The organism is Moorena sp. SIO1G6 (genome assembly GCF_010672795.1).
GTDB lineage: Bacteria > Cyanobacteriota > Cyanobacteriia > Cyanobacteriales > Coleofasciculaceae > Moorena > Moorena producens.
Window position 1 is genome coordinate 67995 of sequence record NZ_JAAHFZ010000012.1, and the last position, 24124, is coordinate 92118.

Annotated in this window: 18 protein-coding genes; 8 read left to right on the forward strand and 10 right to left on the reverse strand. The window is 43.3% G+C overall.

Features of this window, described 5'->3' with window-relative positions:
- The first annotated feature begins 88 nt into the window (after window positions 1-88).
- The 3 genes from F6K63_RS13530 to F6K63_RS13540 all read left to right on the forward strand — a co-directional run bounded on the left by F6K63_RS13530 (window position 89) and on the right by F6K63_RS13540 (window position 2362).
- Window positions 89-871 (forward strand): DUF3598 family protein, encoded by a 783-nt coding sequence (locus F6K63_RS13530; RefSeq protein ID WP_287312353.1) that lies wholly within the window; start codon window positions 89-91, stop codon window positions 869-871.
- A gap of 388 nt (window positions 872-1259) precedes the next feature.
- Window positions 1260-1991 carry a DUF3598 family protein gene (locus tag F6K63_RS13535; RefSeq protein ID WP_008181574.1) on the forward strand — a complete coding sequence of 244 codons (732 nt, stop codon included), beginning with the start codon at window positions 1260-1262 and terminating at the stop codon, window positions 1989-1991.
- A gap of 161 nt (window positions 1992-2152) precedes the next feature.
- A complete protein-coding gene (locus F6K63_RS13540; protein WP_154659718.1) occupies window positions 2153-2362 on the forward strand; it encodes a hypothetical protein in 210 nt (69 codons plus the stop codon).
- On the opposite strand, the gene F6K63_RS13545 is transcribed toward F6K63_RS13540, so the two are convergent.
- The 3 genes from F6K63_RS13545 to F6K63_RS13555 form a co-directional block, all read right to left on the reverse strand.
- Window positions 2324-3208, reverse strand: a complete 885-nt coding sequence (locus tag F6K63_RS13545; RefSeq protein ID WP_287312354.1) for a hypothetical protein — start codon at window positions 3206-3208, stop codon at window positions 2324-2326. The two genes, F6K63_RS13540 and F6K63_RS13545, sit on opposite strands and share 39 nt — an antisense overlap.
- Before the next feature lie 82 nt (window positions 3209-3290).
- Window positions 3291-3416 (reverse strand): hypothetical protein, encoded by a 126-nt coding sequence (locus tag F6K63_RS13550; protein WP_287312355.1) that lies wholly within the window; start codon window positions 3414-3416, stop codon window positions 3291-3293.
- Between the two features lie 325 nt (window positions 3417-3741).
- Window positions 3742-5790 carry an ABC1 kinase family protein gene (locus tag F6K63_RS13555; protein WP_287312356.1) on the reverse strand — a complete coding sequence of 683 codons (2049 nt, stop codon included), beginning with the start codon at window positions 5788-5790 and terminating at the stop codon, window positions 3742-3744.
- A 297-nt stretch (window positions 5791-6087) separates the two neighbouring features.
- Between F6K63_RS13555 and recN the strand changes: the two genes are divergently transcribed.
- Together recN and F6K63_RS13565 are read left to right on the forward strand one after the other, a co-directional pair.
- Window positions 6088-7914, forward strand: coding sequence for a DNA repair protein RecN (gene recN / locus F6K63_RS13560; protein WP_287312357.1), 1827 nt, complete (start codon window positions 6088-6090; stop codon window positions 7912-7914).
- Between the two features lie 466 nt (window positions 7915-8380).
- Entirely contained in the window at window positions 8381-10966 is a 2586-nt protein-coding gene (locus tag F6K63_RS13565; protein WP_008181579.1) for a GAF domain-containing protein, read from the forward strand.
- Window positions 10967-11111: 145 nt separating this feature from the next.
- On the opposite strand, the gene F6K63_RS13570 is transcribed toward F6K63_RS13565, so the two are convergent.
- From F6K63_RS13570 to F6K63_RS13580, 3 genes are all read right to left on the reverse strand, one after another.
- Window positions 11112-11576: a hypothetical protein gene (locus tag F6K63_RS13570; RefSeq protein ID WP_008181580.1), complete on the reverse strand. Its 465-nt coding sequence runs from the start codon at window positions 11574-11576 to the stop codon at window positions 11112-11114.
- 997 nt (window positions 11577-12573) lie between these two features.
- Window positions 12574-13671 (reverse strand): RNA-guided endonuclease InsQ/TnpB family protein, encoded by a 1098-nt coding sequence (locus tag F6K63_RS13575; RefSeq protein WP_008181581.1) that lies wholly within the window; start codon window positions 13669-13671, stop codon window positions 12574-12576.
- A complete protein-coding gene (locus tag F6K63_RS13580) occupies window positions 13644-14240 on the reverse strand; it encodes an IS607 family transposase (protein WP_044492524.1) in 597 nt (198 codons plus the stop codon). Before F6K63_RS13580 ends, F6K63_RS13575 begins: the two co-directional genes overlap by 28 nt.
- 335 nt (window positions 14241-14575) lie before the next feature.
- Here F6K63_RS13580 and F6K63_RS13585 point away from each other — a divergent pair, with 335 nt between their 5' ends.
- The gene (locus tag F6K63_RS13585) at window positions 14576-14857 is read left to right on the forward strand and encodes a helix-turn-helix domain-containing protein (protein WP_008181583.1); all 282 of its coding nucleotides are present in this window, start codon (window positions 14576-14578) and stop codon (window positions 14855-14857) included.
- An 837-nt stretch (window positions 14858-15694) separates the two neighbouring features.
- Here the strand turns inward: F6K63_RS13585 and hisB are convergent.
- Together hisB and fabI are read right to left on the reverse strand one after the other, a co-directional pair.
- Entirely contained in the window at window positions 15695-16357 is a 663-nt protein-coding gene (gene hisB, locus F6K63_RS13590; protein WP_287265705.1) for an imidazoleglycerol-phosphate dehydratase HisB, read from the reverse strand.
- Window positions 16358-16655: 298 nt separating this feature from the next.
- Window positions 16656-17432, reverse strand: coding sequence for an enoyl-ACP reductase FabI (fabI, locus tag F6K63_RS13595; protein WP_008181587.1), 777 nt, complete (start codon window positions 17430-17432; stop codon window positions 16656-16658).
- A 630-nt stretch (window positions 17433-18062) separates the two neighbouring features.
- Here fabI and ntcA point away from each other — a divergent pair.
- Window positions 18063-18740, forward strand: coding sequence for a global nitrogen regulator NtcA (ntcA, locus tag F6K63_RS13600; RefSeq protein WP_008181591.1), 678 nt, complete (start codon window positions 18063-18065; stop codon window positions 18738-18740).
- A gap of 3 nt (window positions 18741-18743) precedes the next feature.
- On the opposite strand, the gene F6K63_RS13605 is transcribed toward ntcA, so the two are convergent.
- Window positions 18744-19802 carry a GGDEF domain-containing protein gene (locus F6K63_RS13605; protein ID WP_229414399.1) on the reverse strand — a complete coding sequence of 353 codons (1059 nt, stop codon included), beginning with the start codon at window positions 19800-19802 and terminating at the stop codon, window positions 18744-18746.
- Between the two features lie 1229 nt (window positions 19803-21031).
- Between F6K63_RS13605 and F6K63_RS13610 the strand changes: the two genes are divergently transcribed.
- Complete coding sequence (locus tag F6K63_RS13610; RefSeq protein WP_154659719.1) at window positions 21032-21199, forward strand: hypothetical protein; 168 nt, start codon at window positions 21032-21034, stop codon at window positions 21197-21199.
- A gap of 1295 nt (window positions 21200-22494) precedes the next feature.
- Here F6K63_RS13610 and F6K63_RS13615 read toward each other — a convergent pair.
- Window positions 22495-22692, reverse strand: a complete 198-nt coding sequence (locus F6K63_RS13615; RefSeq protein ID WP_008181598.1) for a heavy-metal-associated domain-containing protein — start codon at window positions 22690-22692, stop codon at window positions 22495-22497.
- Window positions 22693-24124: the final 1432 nt, after the last annotated feature.

A 24124-nucleotide genomic window follows, 5' to 3' on the forward strand; every position in this document is an offset into this window, starting at 1 on the left:
TAAATTGTGATAATTTTTGCTCCCAGATCCGCTGTTCCCAGATCCGCTGTTCCCTTTTATTTTTGTAATAAAACTTCACACAATCCCGATGAATCAGACATTTGAACAATTAAAGCAGCATAACTGGAGTAATTTGATCACCCATCATTTACAGAATTGGTATGGGTCTTGGACAATTTATTCCCCTCAAGGTGAAGTGATAGAAACCTTTGTAGGTAGTCGATGCTCTATCATTAATGCTGAGCAGACTCACATTACCCAAACTAACGTATATATGTATGATAATGGAACTGAAGAGGAGAAATTTTTCCACAATACTCCAAACAGTTTAATCAATGGTTTAGCTGAACAAACCGCTCAAGCATCGTTTATGTATATGTTTAAACAAGGCTCGGCTATTTGGACAGTAAATCGATTTGAACCAGGGGAGTTATTTGCAGTAGAGTTCTGGTTTAGATATCAAGAATTACGCCATAGTATTGTAGTAGTGTATAACTCAGATGGGGAATTAGATAAAACAGTTAGTATCCGAGAGGAAGATTTACAAAAGCCCTGTGATCATTGGACACTTAACCCATATTTAATCCCCGATCGAGATATCCTTAATGGGGAAGAAGGATTAGCAATTACCCTTACCCCAGTCACTCAACTATCTCAGCCAACACCAACTCATTTAGCTTGGGAATATCCAGACTATCAAACCTTTTATTATCCAGATGGGATATCATTAAGTTATCCCCCCAAACTAAAACCAGAAATGTCTTTCGTTGTGATTGGAGATTGGCAAGTTAATCCTAATATTAGACAACAACTGCTAGTTGACTATAATTCATCCGGTGAGTTATCCGGTTTAACCTTAAAGAGTAATTAATCAGAGATGGGGAGATGGGGCATAGTTTGATTAAGGGTAATTATACAGACATTACCTAACACATTAATAATGTAACATATAAAAACCTATACTACCGATTTTTGGTGTTAAAGTCGAATATAAAATAAGTAAAATAACAGTTTTGATTGATAGCCAAAATTAAACTATATAACAACTATATAAGTAGTGATGATACAGCCTTTATTATAGATATGAGGTACACATAATTTTTTCAGTCTTGCTTCTTACCTTTTGCCTCTTGCCTCTTGCCTCTTGCCTCTTGCCTCTTGCCTCTTGCCTGCTCCCTGCTCCCTGCTCCCTACTCCCTAAAAACCATAAATTTGTACCTCAACCAATTTCAAACTGCTATATATAACAGAATAAACCTATGGATCGAAAACTCCAAAATTGGAAGAAGTTCTGTCGATATTATTCAGGAGACTTCTATGGGATTTGGACTAGATACTCAACCACAGGAGACGTCATAGAATCTTGGCGCTGTATTAGAAGCTTTCGTCCCACAGCAGATTGTCGTGAAATACATCACCAAAATCACTATACTTATGCTAATGGCAAGACGGAGACAAAAACCTTTAAACCCTACAAGCAACCTATCACAACCGGCTTGTTTTTAGACAATGGCTTTTCCTGGGGTTCAACCACAGTAAAATCCGGCTCCACGTTTTTTTCCGATATATGTTTAAGATATGAAAATAGTCGTGCTACTGCGATTGCCAAATACGATGAAAGTGGCAGCTTAAAACGCTTTACTGTCTTTCCGGAACACCTAGGACATTTCGTGAATGTGCCTGCTCTACCTCCCGCCCATGAAATTAGTAGCGACTGGCAAGGAACAGTGCAAACAATAACCCCGGACTGGCAAATTTCAGGCCCAGTAGTAACCTCATGGCAACCGTTAGACGATTTAGCTGAAGATTACCTGAGGTTACACTTTACCAACCGTATTGCAATCAGTTGTCCGGCACAGGTAGAGAGTGGAAAAGCGTTTTTTGTGGCAGTGGATTGGCTGGTTAACCAGACTTTATTGCAACGAGGCACTCGCCACTATGATCGATCGGGCTTTACCAGTTTTACCGTAGAAGTATTTACGATTCAGTAATATCATGTCCGGTTGAATACTTATACTTTGGGGAAAGCAAGGCAGAGGGCAGAAGGCACCCACCCCTAACCCCTCCCAGGAGGGGAAAGGCAGAAGTAAAGGAGTAAGGTTTCAAGGATAATGGTGTTTTATAAATAATTATCCGAACATGATATAAAACTATGATAAAAGATATATTTAAAGATACTCTTAAGCTCCCAAAACTACTTCTTACCGATTACCGATTACCGATTACCGATTACCGATTACCGATTCCCGATTACCGATTCCCGATTCCCGATTCCCGATTCCCGATTCCCGATTCCCGATTTAACACTAATGAACTAGTTAAGTCAGCCCGGTACTCTAACTTCATAGTTTACGGTTCCTAGCCAGGACATCCCAGGTATTTGGTATGGCTTAAATAGTAAACCATCTAAGTTGCCATACTTGACTATATGCTTGATAAAATGTTGAGAACCTTTAAAAATATCAACACTATTAGGTATAGAGTTATCTTCTGAGCCTAAATTTAGAGGTAATTTAGCTAAATCCTTGAGAGACTTTAAGGATTCATAGGCTGAAGAAAACTGGATATAAGTAGAAATAGCGCTACGCATTTTTGAATCAAGCCCAGCCGGATTCTTAAGTTTATCTTCTTCAATAACTGCGCCAAAACGCTTTTTAATAAACGTCCTAACATTTTCTGAGTAGGACTTAGAATTATACTGATAAATCGCCTGAGTAATGGAAGATTGCTTACGAGAGTTAATCATTTCTCCTACTACGTAAGCTGCAATATCCGCAGTATAATCAGAATCTCTGGCTAACCTATCCAAAGCTTCCTCGACACTGTTAACATCTATGTTGTCATTGGGGTCTCGATAGGCCACAATCGCCGAACCAATATCTCCAGCCCATGAGGTATGGTCACCAGTCCAGCTAGTAAAATCTGACCATTGGAATCCAGGCTGATCAATTTGATCAGAAAGGGAACCGATAAAATGACCAAAGTCGGTAATTTCACCACTTAATACCAATTCATTGATATTGAGTTTTCCTTCAAATTCATCTCGAATATACTCTTGGTGATACCCCGTAGCTGTACTCCATAATCTACTAGTATATGCCTTCTTAGTGTACCCACGCAAATGATTAACAATTTCATAAGCGGATTTACCAGGGTTATCACGTTCAATTTTCTCGATGAATTCCAATGCTTCTTGTAGTTTAGACATAGGTTTAAACTAGATTAATCCCTCTTAGTCATACTGTAACCTACGTCTTGGAGTTGTTAGATTCCGGATTTGTTGGGCAGATTTAGGTTGAATGGTTGAAGGTTGTTCGCGAAGCGTGGCCAAAGGCCAAGGTTGTTTGGTTGTTCGCGTAGCGTGGCCTTTTGGCCAAGGTTGTTTGGTTGTTCGCGTAGCGTGGCCTTTTGGCCAAGGTTGTTTGGTTGAACGCGATGGACAAAGTCCCGCTTTCAGCGATCGCGTGGCCTTTTGGCCAAGGTTGTCAGGTTGTTTGGTTGTCAGGTTGAAGGTTGGATGGTTGAAAGTTTGGAAGTTTAATAACCTGTAACCTGTAACCTGTAACCTGTAACCTGTAACCTGTAACCTGTAAGCTTCAACTGCGTCACCTGTAACCTGTAACCTTCAACCTTCAACCTTCAACCTTCAACCTCTAACCTTCAACCTTCAACCTTCAACCTTCAACCTCTAACCTTCAACCTTCAACCTCTAACCGCATTTCCAAATAAAATTTCTATAATCTATCGCATCGCAGCAGCAGGGGGCAAAACTAAGTTAGGGTTTGAGCCCTGGCCATGACCGTTAGCGGTGCCATTGTCAGGATTATCCTGGAGTAAAGCATCCCGAATCATCCGAGCAATTACTCGCTGTGCCAAACCACCAGCAATTTTTTGTCCCATTTCCTGGGTCTCCTGTTTTATCAACACTTGAGGAATAACTGGCAACAATTGCATTAGGTCAAAACCAGGAGTGTCTTGTAAAATTTGCCAAATCCGTTGGATATTCTCAGTACTTTCGGGTTTATCTTCTGGCTTCTTGTCTTGATTATCTTTATTATTTATTTCTAAGCCTAGACGTTCCTGCAAGGCATAACTGACGTTATCCAATGTCCGTCTTCCAAAGCTATCGATCGCCTTGACAATTTCATTGACCAACTGCTCCCGGATGAAAGCTCCTCGATCTGAAAAAATAAAGTCTAGGGTCTGATCTAAGACTTGGTTGATATCATAATCTGGAGAATTTCCAGCATTGCGCAACAGGTTTTCCAGACGGTTCCAACGGAAACCGCCATCCTTAAACAGTAAATCCTTCAAGGATGCCCGTAATTCCGGTGATGGATCTGTCAATAAGCGCTTGGCTACATAAGGATAGGCTTTACTGAGTACTTTGAAATCTGGCTCAACATTCATGGCAATCCCTTCTAAGGTGACTAGGGAGCGAATAATCAGGGCGTAGTAAGCGGGTACCCGGAAGGGATACTCATACATCAAAGCTGATAACTGGTCAGTGATACTCTTGAAGTTGAGTTCTGCCACACTGGCTCCCAAGGCATTATTAAAAACCTTGCCTAGGGCAGGAATAATTGGTGTCAGGTCTGTATCTGGGGTCAGAAACTCCAGCTTCACGTAGTCCTTGGCCAAACCAGGGAAGTCACGATTGACCAGATGGACAACAGCTTCAATCAAACCATAGCGCTGATACTTCTTGACTTGGCTCATCATCCCAAAGTCAATATAAGCCAGCTTGCCGTCAGAAGTGGCTAACAGGTTTCCAGGGTGAGGGTCAGCGTGAAAGAATCCGTATTCCAGTAGCTGTCGCAAGGAACAGTTTACCCCAACTTCAATCAAGTGCTTGGCATCAATGCCTTTAGCCTTGATTGTCTCCATATCCGTCAGCTTACTACCCGTTACCCATTCCATAGTCAGGACACGACGCCCGGTGTAGTCCCAGTAAATTCGGGGAACATAAATTTCCGGTAGTTTGCCGTAAAGCTTGGCAAAGCGTTCAGCATTGCGCCCTTCATGCTGATAGTCCATCTCTTCAAAGATCCGGGCACCAAACTCATCCATGATGGCAACCAAGTCACTGCGCACCCGCTTGACATTGCTTTGTACCCACTGTGCCAGACGGCGTAGAATGTAAATATCTAGGGTAATTTTATTTGCCAATCCTGGTCGCTGTACCTTGACCGCAACAGTTTCCCCAGTTTTGAGTTTGCCCTTATAGACCTGTCCTAAGGAAGCCGCTGCCACAGGCTTTTCAGTCAGTTCAGCGAAAATATTTTCCGGGCGATCGCCTAATTCTTCCTCAATAAATTTATAAGCCACCTCATTCTCAAAGGCTGGGAGTTGGTCTTGTAGCAGCGTCAACTCATCCAAGAAAACTTGTGGGACTAAATCCGGTCGTGTGGAAAGAGCTTGTCCGATTTTAATGTAAGCTGGTCCTAGGTCGGTTAAAATTTCCCGCAGTTGAATCGCTCTGCGCTGGTTCTTGGTAACATCCCGACCCCGAAACCGATCCCACCACATACCTAGAGCCAACGATATAAATGACCAGATAATGGTAAAAGACCGCCCTAGAACTGACAGGTATGCGTTCTGGTACTGGGCTGCGATCGCTGACGGGTCGTAGCGTGGTTTGTCTGTTTCCAAGACAGAGGATTCCGTTGTCGAGCTCAACTCTTCCTCAACTGAGCTCTGAGTTCCCGACACTGGTACCACTGACCTGTCCGCATCAGCCTGTGAGTCTAGTGCTTGAACAGAAGTTGGGGAAACTGTTTTAGGATTCATAAGAAGATATTTCCGACGGACAAACAGAAGCGATTCTGTAAACTATTGTAACAAAAGGGGGATATCATTAAAACTTAATAAAGGTTCGGCAATCTTCATACCAGAATGGTGGAATAACCCATTTCTGCGTAAGAATACTGATTTTTAGTGGACACTTGACGATAAACTGAATGGTGAACGCTCAACGATTACTAGAGTTAACCCTTAGACTTCAATTGGGTATTAGGGTGTGACTTTTCCTAAATTGTTACAAAATGTGTTTAATATCACAATTTGCCCAACAGTGAATTTTGCTCAATGTTACTTTATTTGCGAATTCACAACTTTGCCTTAATTGACCACGTAGAAGTGGAATTCGGTGCTGGTCTAAATGTGTTGACTGGGGAAACCGGTGCGGGTAAGTCCATTATTTTGGATGCCATTGATATTGCCCTGGGGGGAAAAGTAACCAATCGGCTGATTCGCACAGGGACTAAACGGGCTTTGCTAGAAGCCACCTTCTCGGTAGATAACCCCTTGATAGCCTGGTTGAGTGAGCAAGAGATTGACTTACTTGATCAAGCCGATTTAGTCTGTAGCCGAGAGATTACCGCAACAGAGAAAGGCATGCGATCGCGTTCTCGGGTCAATGGCACGATAGTTAATCGGCAACTGATGGAGGGACTGCGTGAGCGCTTGGTAGAAATTACTGCTCAGGGTCAAACCATACAGCTAATTATGCCAGCACGCCAACGAGGCCTACTCGACCTTTACGGCGGTTCCCTTGTGATCCAACAGCGAGATCGAGTTGGATCTGCGTATATAGCTTGTCAAGAGGCCAAGAAAGCTCTAGAGACACAGCAAAAGTCTCAGCAAGAACGCCTACAACGTCTGGACTGGTTAGAGTATCAAATTCAAGACCTCAGTGCTGCCAACCTTAGCGCTCCTGACGAACTTGAACAGCTTGAACGTGAACACCAGCGTCTGAACCATGTTGTGGAACTCCAACAGAGGAGTTACCAAGTCTATCAAGCACTTTACCATAATGATCAGGGGACTTTAGCTAGTGCTGACTTATTGGGTCAAGCGGAAAGTACCTTACAGGATATGGTAGACTATGATAGTCAATTGCAACCTCTACTAGACTTAGTCAGTGGAGCATTGGCTCAAGTGGTGGAAGCTGCCCATCAGATTAATGCCTATGGAGATGGACTAGAGACTGATCCGGAACGTCTCCAAGTGGTGGAGGAAAGAATTGGGGTTCTTAAACAAATTTGCCGCAAATATGGACCAACCCTTGCTGAGGCAATCGCTCACTATGAGAGCCTACAGGCAGAACTGGAAGAATTAGGCAGTGAAGGTGCATCTCTAGAACAATTAGAGAGAAATTACGCATTGAGTCAGGAAAACGTGACCGATGAATGTGATCAACTGACCAAATTGCGCTATAGGGCTGGGTCAGAACTGGAAAAACAGCTGGTTAACCAGTTAAAGCCCTTGGCTATGGAGAAGGTAAAGTTTACAGTGGAAATCAGCCCCATTGTCCCCACGGCAGCTGGTGCTGATCAAGTCACCTTTTACTTCTCTCCCAACCCCGGAGAACCCTTGCAACCTCTTGCTAAGACGGCTTCCGGTGGAGAAATGAGTCGATTTTTACTGGCACTGAAAGCCTGTTTTTCCAGCAGTAACCAGCCAGGAACAACCTTAATTTTTGATGAAATTGATGCTGGGGTGTCTGGTCGGGTAGCAGGAGCGATCGCAGAACGACTCTACCAACTCAGTCAACGCCACCAAGTTCTTTGTGTGACTCACCAACCGTTAATTGCTGCGATGGCAGACCAACATTTTAGGGTGGATAAACAGGTGATTGCTCAACCGATTTCTAGCATTTTGAAACAACCATCTTCCCCTCAAGTTAACCGCTCTGGCAGGACTCAAGTAGTTACCCAAATCCCGGAATCTGGAATGCCCGAGCTTCGAACTGTAGTAAGGATTAGTCTCCTGAATCATCCCCAAAAGCGGCAGGAAGAAATCGCTCAGTTAGCTGGTGGACAGTCGGCTCAAGACGCTATGAATTTTGCGGCTTCCTTGTTGTCCCAAGCTGCTAGCTGGCGTAAGACATGCACAGTGGGAAGACAGGACTAAGGCCAAAGGCGTTGCGTCAGTCTTTGAATGAATAGGAGATTAGTGGGCATCCTGCCCGCCCCAAAAGATCGCCGAACAGGCAAGATGCCTATTCTACAAAACTCTTAAAATCATTTTATTATTAAGCAACGCCAGGCCAAACAGCTAAATGTTAAAAATTGTGAGGTTGTGATGCATTAGTTTAATAGTTGGATCGCAATTGATTAATTAAGCTACTGACAAATTAATCTAGAATGCACTATAATCCAGTCAGGCCATATTTAACTCTCAATCAGAAAAAATCTACTCAGCGGCCAGCATAGAAGGTGCTCTCTAGGTAATCAACAGATTAGCCTTAAACTCAGATCAATTCGGTTAACTGGCTCTGACGAGTCAATAAGTATCAATGTAAGAGTAAATAAGTATCAAAAACACGCCATCATTAGACCGCTTCAGCAAAACCAAAGCTTTAGCGCAGGATAATTCTATGGTAGCTGCATCTGTTGATCAACACAATTCAAATCAGGTGGAAAAGGGGAGCATATCTGAGGCAAATTCCTCAGCAGCCGGTTCGCTAGTTGCGGCGGGACAAGGGATATCTAACTTTCTGGCACCTTTAAACCGGAAAAGTTTAAAACAAGTAGTCCCAAGTGTAGAGAAGGCACTCCAGATCGTCAATCAAACCCTGTCGATGCTGGAAGCTCTACTGGAAAACCAAGATTTTGAGAAGGTTCTCCAGGAGATTTTGACTGCGATTACTATCAAGACGGCAGAGTTAATGAATGCCGACCGAGTAACAATATTTTTTCTGGATGAAGACAAGAAGGAACTTTGGTCGGTAGTGGCAAAGGGAGAGGGAAACAACACCTTAGGAGAACTGCGATTTCCAGCTGATCAGGGCATTGTTGGTGAAGTAGCTACTTTCAAACGGGTGGTTAACGTTCCCTACGATTTTTATGATGACTCTCGTTCTAACACTGCCAAAAAGTCTGACAAAAAAACTGGATATCGCACCTATACCCTGCTAGCATTGCCCCTGTTGAATCGACAGGGAGATTTAGTTGCCGTAGTCCAATTACTGAATAAGGTCAAAAATTCCTATAGACAGAACGCTTCCTTAAAGGAAAAAATTGATCAACAGGGCTTTACTGACGAAGATCAAAAACTGTTTAAGGATTTTGCCCCTTCGATGCGGCTGGTTCTAGAATCTTCGAAGTCGTTGTACCGAGCTACCCAGAGACAAAGAGCAGCAACAGCACTGATCAAAGCTACAGAATCCCTCAATCTCAGCAGTTTGGATCTAGACGAAACCCTCAAGCGGGTGATGGATGAGGCGAAAACGCTGATGAAAGCCGACCGTAGTACCCTGTGGCTCATTGACCGAGAACGTAATGAACTGTGGGCGCAAATTCCCCAAGCGGATGGTTCCTCCCAAGAAATCCGGATCCTAATGGGGGTTGGCTTTGCCGGCAAGGTAGCTCAAACAGGTGAAGCTCTAAATATTCCTTTTGACCTATATGATCATCCCAATTCATACAATTCCAAAAAAGTTGATCAGGAATCTGGTTATCGCACCTGTAGCCTCTTGTGTATGCCAGTGTATAACTCCAATCAAGAGTTAATAGGTGTCACCCAACTAGTCAACAAGAAAAAGACCGGTGACTTTGAGCCCTACAATCCGAATGATTGGCCTAAAGCTCCCGAATGCTGGCAAGCAAGTTTTAATCGCATTGATGAAGAATACATGAAAGCCTTCAATATTCAAGCTGGGGTAGCCATACAGCGAGCGAAACTTTTTGCCACCATCAAACAGCAGGAACAAATTCAGCGGGATATGCTGCGCAGTCTCAGTAATGGGGTTATTTCCACCGATAAAACCGGTAAGATTATCGCTACCAATGAAAGTGCCAAGAAATTGCTGGGGTATTACCCTGGAGACAGATTGGAGGGGTTATCGGTTAGTCAGTTGATTAACATCAAAGGGGGAAATTTTGCTCAATGGCTCCAGAACGCTTTAACTGCCAAGACAGAAAAAGACAGCCGTCAGTACTACCCCGACCAAACCCTGATCTCACAGGGGTTAGAATCAACCAAGCATTGTGTGAATCTCTCGATTAACTCTATTGCTGATGCCAGTGATCAAACCCATGTCTATGGTGCGTTGGTAGTCATGGATGACATTAGTGATGAAAAACGCCTCAAGACTACCATGTATCGCTACATGACCCAGGAGTTAGCAGAGGAATTACTTAAGCTCGATGACCATAAATTAGGAGGCGATCGCAAAGAGGTATCAGTTCTGTTCTCGGATATTCGTGGCTATACTGCTTTGAGCGAAAGTTTAAAGGCAGAAGAGGTCGTGGGTATGCTAAACGACTATTTTGAGTCGATGGTGGATGCAATTTTTGAATATAAAGGTACCCTCGACAAATACATTGGGGATGCGATTATGGCTGTTTTTGGTTCGCCCTTGCCCCAAGAGGATCATGCTTGGAGAGCAGTGCAAACAGCCTTAGAGATGCGCCAACGTCTCAAAGAGTTTAATCAGCAACGTGTTAAAGCTAATCGAAAACCTTTAAAGATCGGCATTGGCATCAACTCCGATAGCGTCATTAGTGGTAATATGGGTTCGACTAAACGAATGGAGTTTACCTCTATTGGTGATGGAGTCAATTTAGGTGCTCGCTTGGAAACGGCTAGCAAGCAATACGGTTGTGACATCCTAATTAGTGAAAATACTTACAGAGCCTGTGCTGACCAGATCTGGGCTAGGGAATTGGACAAGGTAATTGTTAAGGGCAAGACCAAGCCAGTATCCATTTATGAACTGGTGGGCCTAAAATCTGAACCGATTTCGGAGGACAAAGCACGAATCATTGAACATTACTACAAAGGCCGTCAGTATTACCTCCAGCGACAGTTCGCCCTCGCCATGGGTGAGTTTGGCACCATTCTACAAAAATATGACAAACATGACCAAGCGTCTGTATTGCACCTGAGCCGTTGTCAGCGTTTTCTTCAAGAACCTCCTAACGATGACTGGGATGGTGGCTGGAAGTTGTTAGAGAAATAGTCGTTAGTCCTTAGTGATTGGTCAAAGGATAATTGTTAAGACCATAGCGCCCATACAACAATGCCCATATCCCATACACTAGGCTTGAGCAACGGGTGCAAGCCTAAGTCTTGTTTCAATTAACTAAGGACTAATGGATTAACGATTAGAGAACCTTGTGAGTGTACTCATGCTGTTTTACATTATCTTCCTTAGTAACAACTCGCTGCATATTTAGCAACCGCTTGCGTTCTGTGGAAAAGTTGAAGTTATCAAACGTTGTGCCGAGGGGAATATGAGCGATCGCTTCTGGACAACTCTTGTAAGTGCGTGCAGCCGCGAGGGCTCGGTTAGTAAAATCATCGCAAAACTGAGCATCCTCTGGAAACTCAGCGGGTTTGACAAGGCTATCCCCTGAGATTACTTGACCTAGAGTTGTACCAAAAGCCACTGAGTAAGATGTAGGAACGCTTTTAAGCAGTGCTTCTAGGGAGGCTGAGGGGATGGGTTCAATAATTTGAACTTGATGAACTTCCCCCTCTTCTTTGATAAAGCAGGTGGCTAAGCCCACCACCAGGTAGTTATCGGTAGATAAATCGGGAGCATTAGCTAAGGGAGTTGCAGCGGTCATAAGACTATTTCAGTACAGGATTTGAAACCAAGTTGACACTCCCCCGTCTAAAGACGTGGGGATTCCTAGATCAGCGAACCACCTTAAACCGTCGTGTCTTCGGGAGAAGCAATACTTAACCAAATATCGGTAGAAAACTACCAAATACCCAGTTAATTCACGGCAGACCTAGAGGGCAGTTCTCCTTAGGCGTTCAGGTACTTTCTTGAGAGTGCCGACTCTTTTCCCCATGTTTCGGTGTGCCCCACCGTACACTACGGTGCAATCTGTGGCAAATTCAATTCGCCAACGGAAAGCGCACCGGTTTTTCTTGGAAAGTTTTCTGTTCTAGGTTCACACGTCAATTGTTGGTTGACGATTGGGTTTTTAGAGAGGATTTTCCCTACCCTCTGAGCATTACTACTTTCTAGGCGGTCAAACTTGGTTCCCTATTCCAGCTGTCCTAGCGGTTTTTCAGCCTGTACTCTATAATACTTTATTCTACACAGGCAAGGAGAAGATTAGGGAAGCTTACAATCTTTTTTTTTCACGGCGACTAAAGTCGCTCTCGAGCTTTCATCCACGCTCTGAAGAGGCGTGGTTTTCAGCTTGGTGACTCTCACATATAGCAGCAACCGAAGTATAGTTGAGGACAGAGTATTTTGGTTGAAAGGGAGCAGGGAGTAGGGACTAAGGCCGTAGGCCACGCGGGGCGCGTTCGGAGCAGAAATATGTCTTAAGCTTTACTTCGACTGTTATTAATCACGCGCCAAGATAAATCAAATCAATAGCTTTGGTGGCATTCTATCAGCAGAGCAGGTCAGCTGATACCTACCCGGTGCGCTTACAGTCGTTGAATTAAATTCGCGCTTAGGTGAGCGCCGTTTAATCCAACCGCCGCTGACCTAAGTCTTCTCTATTCTGCTGCTTTGTAAAACTGATATAACGCGGTATAATCAGCACGTTAACGTTTACTTCCTGCTTCTTCCAAAAACTTGGGTTGCGTGAGGGGTCGGCCCTACTCACTTACACAGGCTATCACCAAGAAGCCCTCGGCTAAATGCTGTAAATTCACACTTGCGTTGTAATCTCTGTCCTTGACGGCACCGCAAGCGAAGCAGCTAAAAACTCGTTGTGTTAGTGGCATTTCTTGATTGTTTCCACAACTAGAACAGGTTTTAGAGGATGGAAAAAACCGATCGGCAAACACTAATTCACAGCCGTACCATTCGGATTTATATTCCAGTTGGCGACGAATCTCATAGAAGGCAGAATCAGCAATAGCACCTGCTAGTTTATGATTTTTCAACATACCGGACACATTCAAGTCTTCTAACCCTATGACAGCGTGGTTCTTGCTAAGCCAGGAGGTTAATTTATCGATGGCATCTTTCCGGATGTTAGTGACTCGTTGGTACGTTTTGGCTAGTTTCAATCTGGCCTTATCCCTATTCTTAGAGCCTTTTTCTTTTCTAGCCAATTGTCGCTGAAGTAATGCTATCTTCTTTTGAGCCTTTTTGTACGCTCTAGGATTAGGAAATACAGTTCCATCTGAGCAAGTCGCGAGAACTTTTACCCCAACATCAACACCTAAATAGTCTCGGGTTTTAACTGTAGGTTCGGGGTCAAACTCATAAGCTACAGACAAATACCAAGAGTCCGCCACTCGACTGATGGTTATTCGTTTAGTCTGTATTTCAGGTAAAGCTTCATAAGTCCTAACCCATCCAATAAAGGGAAGCTTTAACCTTCTCCCTTCAAAAACCATAACCTTACCGCAGTTATCAATGGTAAAGCGATCATTTCGTCCTTTTTTCTTAAATTTAGGATGTTGAGCCGTACCTTTAAAAAAGCGCTTGAATGCTTCACCTAAGTGCAGAAAAGCAAACTGATAAACTCTTGAACTTAGGGTAGACTGCCAGGGATAATCAGGCTTGATGTGATTGGTATAAAACTTTTTGAGCTTGTTAGTTGACAGTTTTAGTCCCTCTTTATAAGCGGAGTTCCACATCCGAAGTGCCCAATTCCAAATCCATCTTGAATAACCGGCGTGTTGAGCCATTAAGGTTTTCTGTTTGTTATTCAGTTTTAACTTGGTTTTGAAGGCTCTTTGCATAATTCGGGATCATTATTCAACAGAGTCTTGTATTTTCTTAGTCCATACAATCGACTTGAAAAACAGTGAAGAATTGCCAGGATATCTTCTACCATTTCTGCTTGTGGTGAAAGTTCTTTTTCATTGAGAACAATCAACTCACACTTATTTTGTTCACAAAGCCAGTTAAACAAATCAAAACCAAATCGAGCCAGCCTATCTTTATGAGCAACAACTACTCGACTGACTTCACCTTTAAGAATTTGACTGAGAAGTGCTAGTAGTTTTTTTCGCTTAAAGTTTAATCCTCCACCAACTTCTTTAATAGTTCTGGCTTCTGGGTATAAAGCTTGCAATTGGGCCACTTGCCTGTTTAAATCTGGCTTCTGAGCATGACTATAAACTCGACAATAAAGCACTGTTTCTTTTTTGACACTGAAGGAGTGAGTATAGGATTCTACATCATATCTCCGTTGTCCTGATGGTGTTTTAATTGCTTGGATAATTCCGGCCTTTTCCCATCTAGCTAAAGTCCTGACGTTAACGCCTAGTAACTCAGAAGCTTCTTTAGGTTTAAGATACTTGGTCACCTGACTAACTTTGACAACATACTTATAGTAGCGTGTTGTGCCGTAAAATGTCAACTAAGTTTTGTCTCTAAGTATTTTAGTTGAGTGATGGCTTTTTGGGATTAAAGCAACCGATCCATCAGCCAAGCAGGAACCATATTTGACTGGATGTGGATGACGTATAACGGATTGAGCTGTTATTTGTAGATTTAAGGATGGCTGGGGTAAATAACTTGGAACCGTTATGATTAGGTTTCAAAAAGCAAAAGCAGCTTTTGGCTACCTGCCATTATGTGTTTTTGTTTGTTTATACCGTTGATGATATGGCGTTGGACAATATTATATAGTAAACTATAATGCTACGTGAACATCATGACATAACACTACTAAAGTTGCGCCAGCAAGTTGGCTTAACTCAGCGAGAACTTGCTGAGGCTCTTGGAGTAACCCAAAAAACCATTTCCATTTGGGAAAGGGGTAAAATGCAGCCTAAGCTCTCCTTTTGGCAGACTAAGTTAATGATGGAAAAGCTCAACTGCACCCTTGATCAGCTAATCATTGCCACTGAGCTGAAACACCAGAATCATAATGAAATTAAATCAACCAAAATTAGACCACATAATCCCAGATTTTTCTAAAACTCAAGGGTGCAATCTTGGACTTTGGCTAGGTCTGAATGATGCACCTTGGGGGGCTGGCTGCCTAGAATTGGTTGGTTAGCGTCAGCACTAGGGCACTAGTCGTTTGAATCTATGAGGATTAGCACAATCCTGGTGCCCTTTGGTAAATCCTCGTTTGGAATATAGCTGAGTCAAAACCATCATTCAATCTCCTTGGGGACTCCCGTTATACCCGTGTTAAGCAGCGTCTGGCACTGCCAGTAAGGGTTAGCGGGTTAGAAGTTACCGTAAGATCGGGTCGCCTTTATGGGTGATGCTCGCCCATAGCCGCTCCGCGAAAGGTCTTGCATAAAATAAAAGGGTTAAGTCTTTTGTAATCAGGCGACCCGATCTAAGGCGCGCGTCTCCGGGGAATTGGAGACGGAAACTCTTGCGATTATTGATAATTTTTACTAGTAGATAGAGATAATTAATCAACTATAAAGTGCCGATTTGCGCGCCAGCTGAAAAGCCTCACGGTGCCCTTGACCCGTAATTTAATTACGGGTCAAGCGCACCGCTGCTAGAAGCGTAAGCCAAAAGACAAGTAAAATCAATGATTTGATCTCAGAGTGTAGAGGCTATTTGGCGCGCGCCAGTAAGGATTTATGTTCTTAGAAATCTCTCGCTATAATATTTGATTTAGCGACGAGAGTAGTCAATTCGTTACCAAAACTGTTACGAGGACTATGCCCACGGTTAGCTTACTCTAAGATCAAATGTAGTTAATGCTCCTTAGACCAGTCTAAAAGCTGTGGAACTCTTAGTCCCATGGCTTTTTGTTTGTTATCAACTTTTAGGATTTCCGGATAGCTTTTACAAAACCCCCTTAGAGCTTGGAATCATCCCTGCACGACGAGGATCAATTTCCACAGCCATGCGCATTGCTCTGGCCAATGCCTTGAATGTCGCTTCAATAATATGATGTGAATTGATGCCATCTAGTTGGCGGATATGTAGGGTGAGCTGACTATGGTTAACCAGTGCAACAAAAAACTCTCGCACCAGTTGGGTATCATAGGTTCCGACACGCTGGGTAGGAATTTCCAAGCCATAGCTTAAGTGAGGACGTCCAGAAAAATCTAGAGATACCAGAATCAATGCCTCATCGAGGGGAGCCAGGAAATTACCGAAGCGGAAAATTCCTTTGCGATCGCTTAATGCTTTTGCCAAGGCTTGCCCTAGGGTAATCCCAACATCTTCGTTAGTGTGGTGATCATCAATTTCTAGGTCTCCCTTTGCCTGCACCTCCAAGTCAATCAGTCCATGGGAAGAGATTTGATGCAGCATATGGTCTAAAAATGGGATGCCTGTATTAGCGGTGCAGATACCTGTACCATCTAAATTCAGTGACACTTGTACATCAGTTTCCCCAGTAGTACGCCTGACTGAAGCTGTTCGCGCCTTTAACGTAGACTCTTGAGTGTTGAGAATTATCGGTCCGCTCTCGATCTGCGTCCGGTTATTGCTTACTTGCATTACATCTTTGCTCCTGTCTAACTTAACTTCATCCGCTCAATTGCCTCACAACGAACATGGGCAGCATGAGTGTGAGATCAATTGCGGACAGGGTTTATATCGTTTATACTAGATATAGTAGGGAAGACAAATTAAGAGCTAACCGCCACCTACGTGCTTAAAAATAGAACTTATTGTATTGTTCCGGCGGGTCGGGGCATCCCGTGTCGTTAATAAAGTAACCCGTGTATCCTAAGCAATAGCTGGAGTTGGTAAGAAGCCCACACTGAACCGATAGGTCAGTGTGGGAGTATGTCACCTACATGCCCATTATTTCGTAACCAGCGTCTACATATAAAACCTGACCAGTGATGCCACTGGCTAAATCACTACACAAGAAAGCAGCTGCTTTACCCACTTCTTCCTGAGTAACCGTGCGGCGCAGTGGTGCTACTTTCTCTACATGATGAATCATATCCATTATCCCCCCAACTGCTGAAGAGGCTAAGGTCCGGATTGGCCCTGCGGAGATAGCATTGACCCGAATCGTTTGAGGTCCGAGTTCTGCTGCCAGGTAACGAACACTCATTTCCAGTGCTGCTTTAGCAACACCCATCACATTATAATTGGGAATTACTTTAACACCCCCCAGATAGCTGAGGGTGACAATGCTACCGCCATCAGTCATCAAGTGCTTCCAAGCCGCTGTTAGTCGATTGAGGGAGTAAGTGCTAATGTCTAAGGCTAGGGAAAACCCCTCACGGGATGTCTGACTAAACTCTCCCGATAGATCTTCTTTATTGGCAAAGGCTAAACAGTGAATCAGGATGTCCAGTCTGCCCCATTGTTTTGCGATCGCATCTGCAATCGCTTCAATTTGGGCATCGTTTCGGACATCACAGGGCATGATAATGCTAGGTTCGAGGGGCTCTACCAGGTCTCGAACTTTTTTCTCATAGCGACCTTTTTCGTCAGGCAAAAAGTTCACACCTAAATTTGCCCCCGCGTTGTGCAACTGTTGGGCGATCCCCCAAGCAATGGAGCGGTTGTTGGCGATGCCAGTGACAAAAGCATTTTTTCCGTTGAGATCGAGCATGGTTTTTAGGTTGAGTCGCGCTATGAGTCAGGGTTGAAGGTTACTTAGCCGTGTATGACAGCCCAGCTATTATATCCCTGAATGCAGCAACATTGAGTTTTTCAGCTCCATGTCTTGATGCAACGCTGACCTGTGGGGGAAACCCCACAGGTCAGCGTTGCATTGCTTTTGACCTTCAGGCTTACCTCCTGAGATTTTTGGTTTTTGGTAGCAATTTTTACAAAAAATTAGCTCAGATTGATATTAAGTAGTGGGAAATAAATTTGTCTATGCCACGATGATTGCTACGAATTGCCGCTTCTACCTGACGGGGTTAAGGGAAAATCAAGTCAAGAGCTTGCTAAGATATAGACTAGCAGTTAATACTGTTGGCCTGTTGGCAAATTAGCTCAAAACTTGCCCGGTGCCCTTGACCTAGGCAAATTAAATTGGCCACCGGTCCCACCGCCGAAATTGATGGGCAAGGGGAATTGGAAACGGTTGTAGCAGTTCACAACAAACTCAAGAAAACTGTTTAAAATCCGCTAAAATAGCCTAAATATACCAGATTAATGAGGTAATCCGTGGCTTAAAATCCCCGGAAGTCTCTTAAATGTAAATAGATAGGGGCATTTGTACAAAGAAATAGATATGGATAGGGTTGTGACGCAGGATACACCACTAGCGGCTGTGTTTCGTCAGATTGGTAGAGGAGCGTTTCCACCAGTCGTAGAAACCTATGAGCGAGGTAAGACGATTTTCTTCCCAGGAGATCCAGCTGAACGGGTTTACTTTTTGCTAAAAGGTGCTGTAAAACTTTCTAGAGTATACGAAGTAGGGGAAGAAATTACTGTAGCACTGCTGCGAGAAAATACGGTTTTCGGTGTTCTGTCTCTGATTACTGGTCACCAATCTGATCGGTTCTACCATGCAGTTGCCTTTACAACTGTAGAGTTACTCTCTTCCCCGATTGACCAGGTCGAAAAAGCACTGAAGGAAAACCCGGAATTATCAATGTTGATGTTACGGGGGCTATCGTCTCGGATATTACAGACGGAAATGATGATCGAAACCCTAGCTCATCGGGATATGGAGTCTCGATTGGTTAGTTTTCTATTAATTCTCTGCCGTGACTTTGGCATACCCTGTGGGGATGGGATTACCATTGAACTGAAGTTGTCCCATCAAGCGATCGCAGAAGCTATCGGTTCGACTCGGGTTACTGTCACCCGTCTACTGGGAGACCTACGGGAAAAAGACATGATTTCGATTCACAAGAAAAAAATTACTGTCCACAAGCCAGTGGTTTTGAGTCAGCAATTTACGTGAAAATTAGCGATTGCAACAACAATACACCTGATTGCGACCATTAGATTTAGCGATCCGTAGGTTCTGGTCAGCAGATCGCAGTAGGCTTTCCCCTCTATGGTCGTCCGTATTGTTAAGGGCAGCAACACCCAAGCTAATGGTAATTGGGAGCACCAATCTTCTATCAATCTGAAACGGTTGATCGCTAATAATATGTCGCACTCGGTTAGCCACTGCTCGGGCTTCTTCACAGTCAGTGTGACTAAGAATGATCACAAACTCTTCTCCACCATAACGAAAGAGGGAATCTTGAATACGTAGGTTATGTTTGAGACGACTTGCCAGTAGCTTGAGAGCGCGATCGCCTACCGGATGTCCGTAGTTGTCGTTGATGGACTTGAAATAGTCTACATCTAGGATAATCAGACTCAGGGGCCTTGATTGACTAAACGCATTTTTGACTTGTCGGGGTAACTCCGATTCCATTGCCCGACGATTGCTCAATTCTGTCAAGGGATCAACCAATGCTATCCTTGATAGGAAATCATTAGTGTGCATTGCTTCCCGGTATAGTCGCACTCCTCGTAACCCTGCCTGAATTTGTGCCTTAAGCAACCGATTTTCTGCTACAGCTATGGCTGAGTCTTGATTACTGATTGAACTGATCCGTAAGTAGGCATCTGCACCGTTTTCTAGGGCTTGAGCACATTCTCTTAACTCCCAGTTTGGGTCTAGTCCCATTGCTGTAATCGCTATTTCGGGCAAGTCATTGATCAAAATGCAGTATATCCAACCGAGCAGCTTTTGTTCTTTAATTTGACGACATAGTTGTAAACTAGCCACCTGGGTTGCCTGCAAAATTAAAATAGCGGGTTGTCTAGTCTTGATGTGTTGTATGACATCATCAAGTTCCAAAGATACCTCGAAAGTGCTAGACCTTATATAGCAAGTCCGCTTCACAAATGTAGTGATAAACTGTTTATTTCCTACCACTAATATAGAAGCATTTATAGAAGCATCGTTTTTATTTATAGTTAGCTCTACAGAGCTAATACATTCACCCGGAATTAATAATCTTAACACTGCTACTTCTTCAAGAAAGTATTAGCTAATACGTTTTGCTCTAAATTCACCAGTAGACATCTCCAGAAACTCGGTTTTGACCCAGGCAGTGCAAGGGTTTGAGGTTAATTTTTGGAGATGTCTAGTATATGGGATTGGCTATGGAATAGATTGATGCTAGATAACTAGATAAATTGATCCTATTGCTGACTATCGTTTAGGAGCTCAAGTACAGTTGGATCAGTTACCAATTCCCCATTGCCGATTCCCCTCCCCGATATGGATTGTGAATCACGAGCTGTGGAACTTTTGATAAATTAGGTGATCTTATAACAATCATTTCTAAACTAGATTACTGTATATAGCAATTATAAATAGGTTGTGAACTATCAAGAGGCCAGGATGCCAATAATACCATGATTTTGGGTTTCTAGATTTTCACAACTCGTTTATAATTGTTATATCGTTTTTAGCTTAACGAGTTTTGTTGAATATAAACCTGAATAACAACAAAAATTAGTTTAATCCCCGATGAATCCAAAGCCAACTTAGGCACATCTTAGGCACATCTTAGGCACATAGTTAATTAGGGGTTACTCAGCAGAAGCTGAGCACAGGGATTATTCTATTTATACTTTCCTCTAATACTCTCTTGTTTTTATCACAAGTGGCAGTAGCAATTTCCTGGTATCCGGGTAATTTTTCTAAATCTTTATCGAACATGGTGAAAACACCTAACTGTTCAACTAAGTGAGAGCATTATTATTCCCACTAACCTCTATATCAAGTCAGGTTGAATACCCATAATTAGAGGGAGGGTGGGGAGACTGACAAGGGTAGGTTTTTTACTTTGGAGATAGGTAATCGGTAATGGGTAATGGCTAATCGGTAATGGCTAATCGGTAATGGGGACCGGTCCCCTAACCCCCTCACAGGGGTAGGTTTTTTACATTAGGGTCAAACATGGGGCGACCCAGAGGGAGAGGAAAAGGAAAACAACTTAGGTGCGCTTTCCGCATCTAATTATTAAATTCGCCACGGGTCGCACCTGAAGAAGGGATGCAGCTTCGGAACTGGGGGTTTCCCCCGGAGACGCGCGCCTTAGACAGGGGAGCCTTTATGGTTGGTAGGCTATGCAGATGCATGGTTAAAACTTGAGGCGCGACCCCGTAATTTAATTCTTCACGCGGAAAGCGCGCCTCCATTGATTAAGGGGCGTTGCTTAATAATCAAATGATTTCAAGAGTTTTGTGGAACTGGCATCTTGGCTAGAACTGGCATCTTGGCTAGAACTGGCATCTTGGCTAGAACTGGCATCTTGGCTAGAACTGGCATCTTGGCTAGAACTGGCATCTTGCCAGTTTCCTCCTTATTTTCGCGCGGGCAGGATGCCCACTCTACTCCTATTCATTTCTTAATTCAGCAACGCCTTTTTTTATAACTGAATAATATCCAATTTAAATGCGCAACACCTAGTTAACTAATACTTAGTAAACTAGCACTATTTAACCAAAACAATATAAATGTAAGCATTCAGCCGTCAGCCGTCAGCCGTCAGCCGTCAGCCGTCAGCCGTCAGCTAAAGTAACTCAGCATTATTCCAATGCTTACCTGTTGTCTTGATCCCAAGCGCGAGTGGTTTGAATTTACCGTAAGATAGGGTCGCCTTATTAAAAAATATTTAACCCTTTTCTGCATAACCTGCTAACTATAAAGGCGACCCTATCTAAGGTTTTGTCTCCGGGGGAAACCACGGCAGCGCGGTCATGGGGGGAACCCCCTTTGGCGGCGCTGCCTCCCCAAGACCGTAATGGTGCGTTTGACCCGTAATTAAATTCGCCACGGGTCGCACCTCTGCATCGCTTATTCAAAAGCACCATCTGTAGCACCTCAAGTAGCGTGCGCATTAGCTGATACGCGACACGCTGATACGCGACACGCTGATAGCTGATACGCGACACGCTGATAGCTGAATACTTACATATACATTAATGATGTATTGTCGAAGTGCGGCTCGTTCCAACTAGGAGCCTTTAGAAAATAAAGGGCCATTGAAATCACACTAGCTTACCAAAAAATTTGGGTAATCGCGCCCCGTCCTTATAGGAGACGCGCGCCTCAGAGTTAAGAAGCATTTATTGGGAGCAGGCTATGAGCAAAAGGGTTAAAACTTATTAATTAAGGCTTCTTAACTCTTACGGTAGGCTTTTTGTTAAATTAAGACTTGACGGTTTTTTCGCATCGTGTTAAGATAAAAACCTAACGAAAAAAACAATTAATGTTCTAGATAAACATGATATTAAAATAAGTAGATGATGTAAAAAATCAGCTAAGATATCAGCTTATTGCATCATCAAATTCTTAGATTTGGAGATCTCCGAAAACATAAGATCAAGAAAAAGTTTATCTAACTTGTTAACTAGATTAGGTACGGTGGGGTTAGAAGTTACCTTAATCAGAGGGTCGCCTTTATAGTTAGTCGGCGCTTGTGTAAAAAGTTTTAACCTTTTTTATTAAGGCGACCCTCTGATCAGGTTTCGTTTCCGGCACACCGAAACCTAGGTCATAGACCAAATACGCTTGGGTCGAATCCACCTCTATTTTTCCTGGCTCCGGCAAGGGTTTTACAAGTCACCCCGTTGAACGCGATCGCGTGGCCATAGGCCAAGCAAGAATCCCCGTCCTTCCAGGGCGGGGAGTGTCAATTGGTAGCTTACTCCACGCTGTGACCGACAGTCGTTATGATCTGTCTAATTGACTCTTCAGATGCTTCGGTTTCAACTCTAACCGTCTTTGATGTTACATCCACTGCGACTTTAGAATCTGGCTCCTGTTGGAGTATACCTTCGGTAATGGTCTTGGCACAGACATCACACGCAATACTGGGAACTTTTAACTGTACTACTGCCATAGTCAATACTCCATCAGTTTTTCTTACAGCCGTTAATCAGCTTGCCCTTAAACCTCGCAGCCCAAGGTAGCAATGTTAATCCTTACCAATAACTTAGATCGATTGACGACAATACTCAATGGGCCTAGCCAGGATTGACTAGACCCATTCGAGTGGAAAAAGACAAATTTTCAACGAGTTAACTTTCTGACTACCAGTTTTGAATCACTACTATGGTTGGCAAACTACACAGATACACCTAATACTAAATCTCACACAGTCGTGTCTTTCCGGACTTTGGTTTGGCTTACTCCAACTTCTGTTGGTTTCTCGCCACTTTTTGCTATGTTCGATTGGTGCCTACTGTGGCTGGGTCATAGACCGGTAGAAATCATCTTATCTATGCCCATTTAGTTTCTGGCTTCAGGTTCTTCTCTGAAGGATGACTTCCACTCTTTAAAACTAACACGGCCTTCTGGAGATTCCGAATACTTGTTGTTAAAGTTAATCAGTCTTTACAAACTGCAACGATTAGATGAAAAAGTATGAAGCATGTAGGGTCAAGGGTGAAGTGTTAATTGCTTTGTCAGCTATCAGCGTGTCGCTTATCAGCTATCAGTCATTGGCCAAGGGCTTTTCCCCAGACTTGAAATTATCATTAATCTCGAACTATGAAGCTGATGGCTGATAGCTGACGGCTGAATGCTTACATTTGATTAACTTTAATGGTACGGTACAGCAATCATTTCTAATGTGTCTGGGATTTCCCCAATACATTTCCCCAATACATTTCCCCAATACATTTCCCCAATACTCAAAGGGCCTAGCCAGGATTGACTAGACCCATTCGAGTGGAAAAAGACAAATTTTCAACGAGTTAACTTTCTGACTACCAGTTTTGAATCACTACTATGGTTGGCAAACTACACAGATACACCTAATACTTAATCTCACACAGTCGTGTCTTTCCGGACTTTGGTTTGGCTTCCTCCAACTTCTGTTGGTTTCTCGCCACTTTTTGCTATGTTCGATTGGTGCCTACTGTGGCTGGGTCATAGACCGCTAGAAATCATCTTATCTATGCCCATTTGGTTTTTGGCTTCAGGTTCTTATCTGAAGGATGACTTCCACTCTTTAAAGCTAACACGACTTTCTGGAGATTACGAATACTTGTTGTTAAAGTTCAGGAGTCTTTACACACTGCAACAATTTGATTGAGAAGTATGAAGGTTGAAGGTTGGAAGGTTGAAAGGTTGAAGGTTACAGGTTGAAGGTTACAGGTTATATGTAACAGGTTTAACGTTACAGGTTATATGTTGAAGGTTACAGGTTATATGTAACAGGTTTAACGTTACAGATTGCCAGTTATACATCCGGCTTTCAGTTGTTAAGCCTCTAATCTTCAACCATCAAACCTCCAACCAACCAACCTTCAACCAACCAACCTTCAACC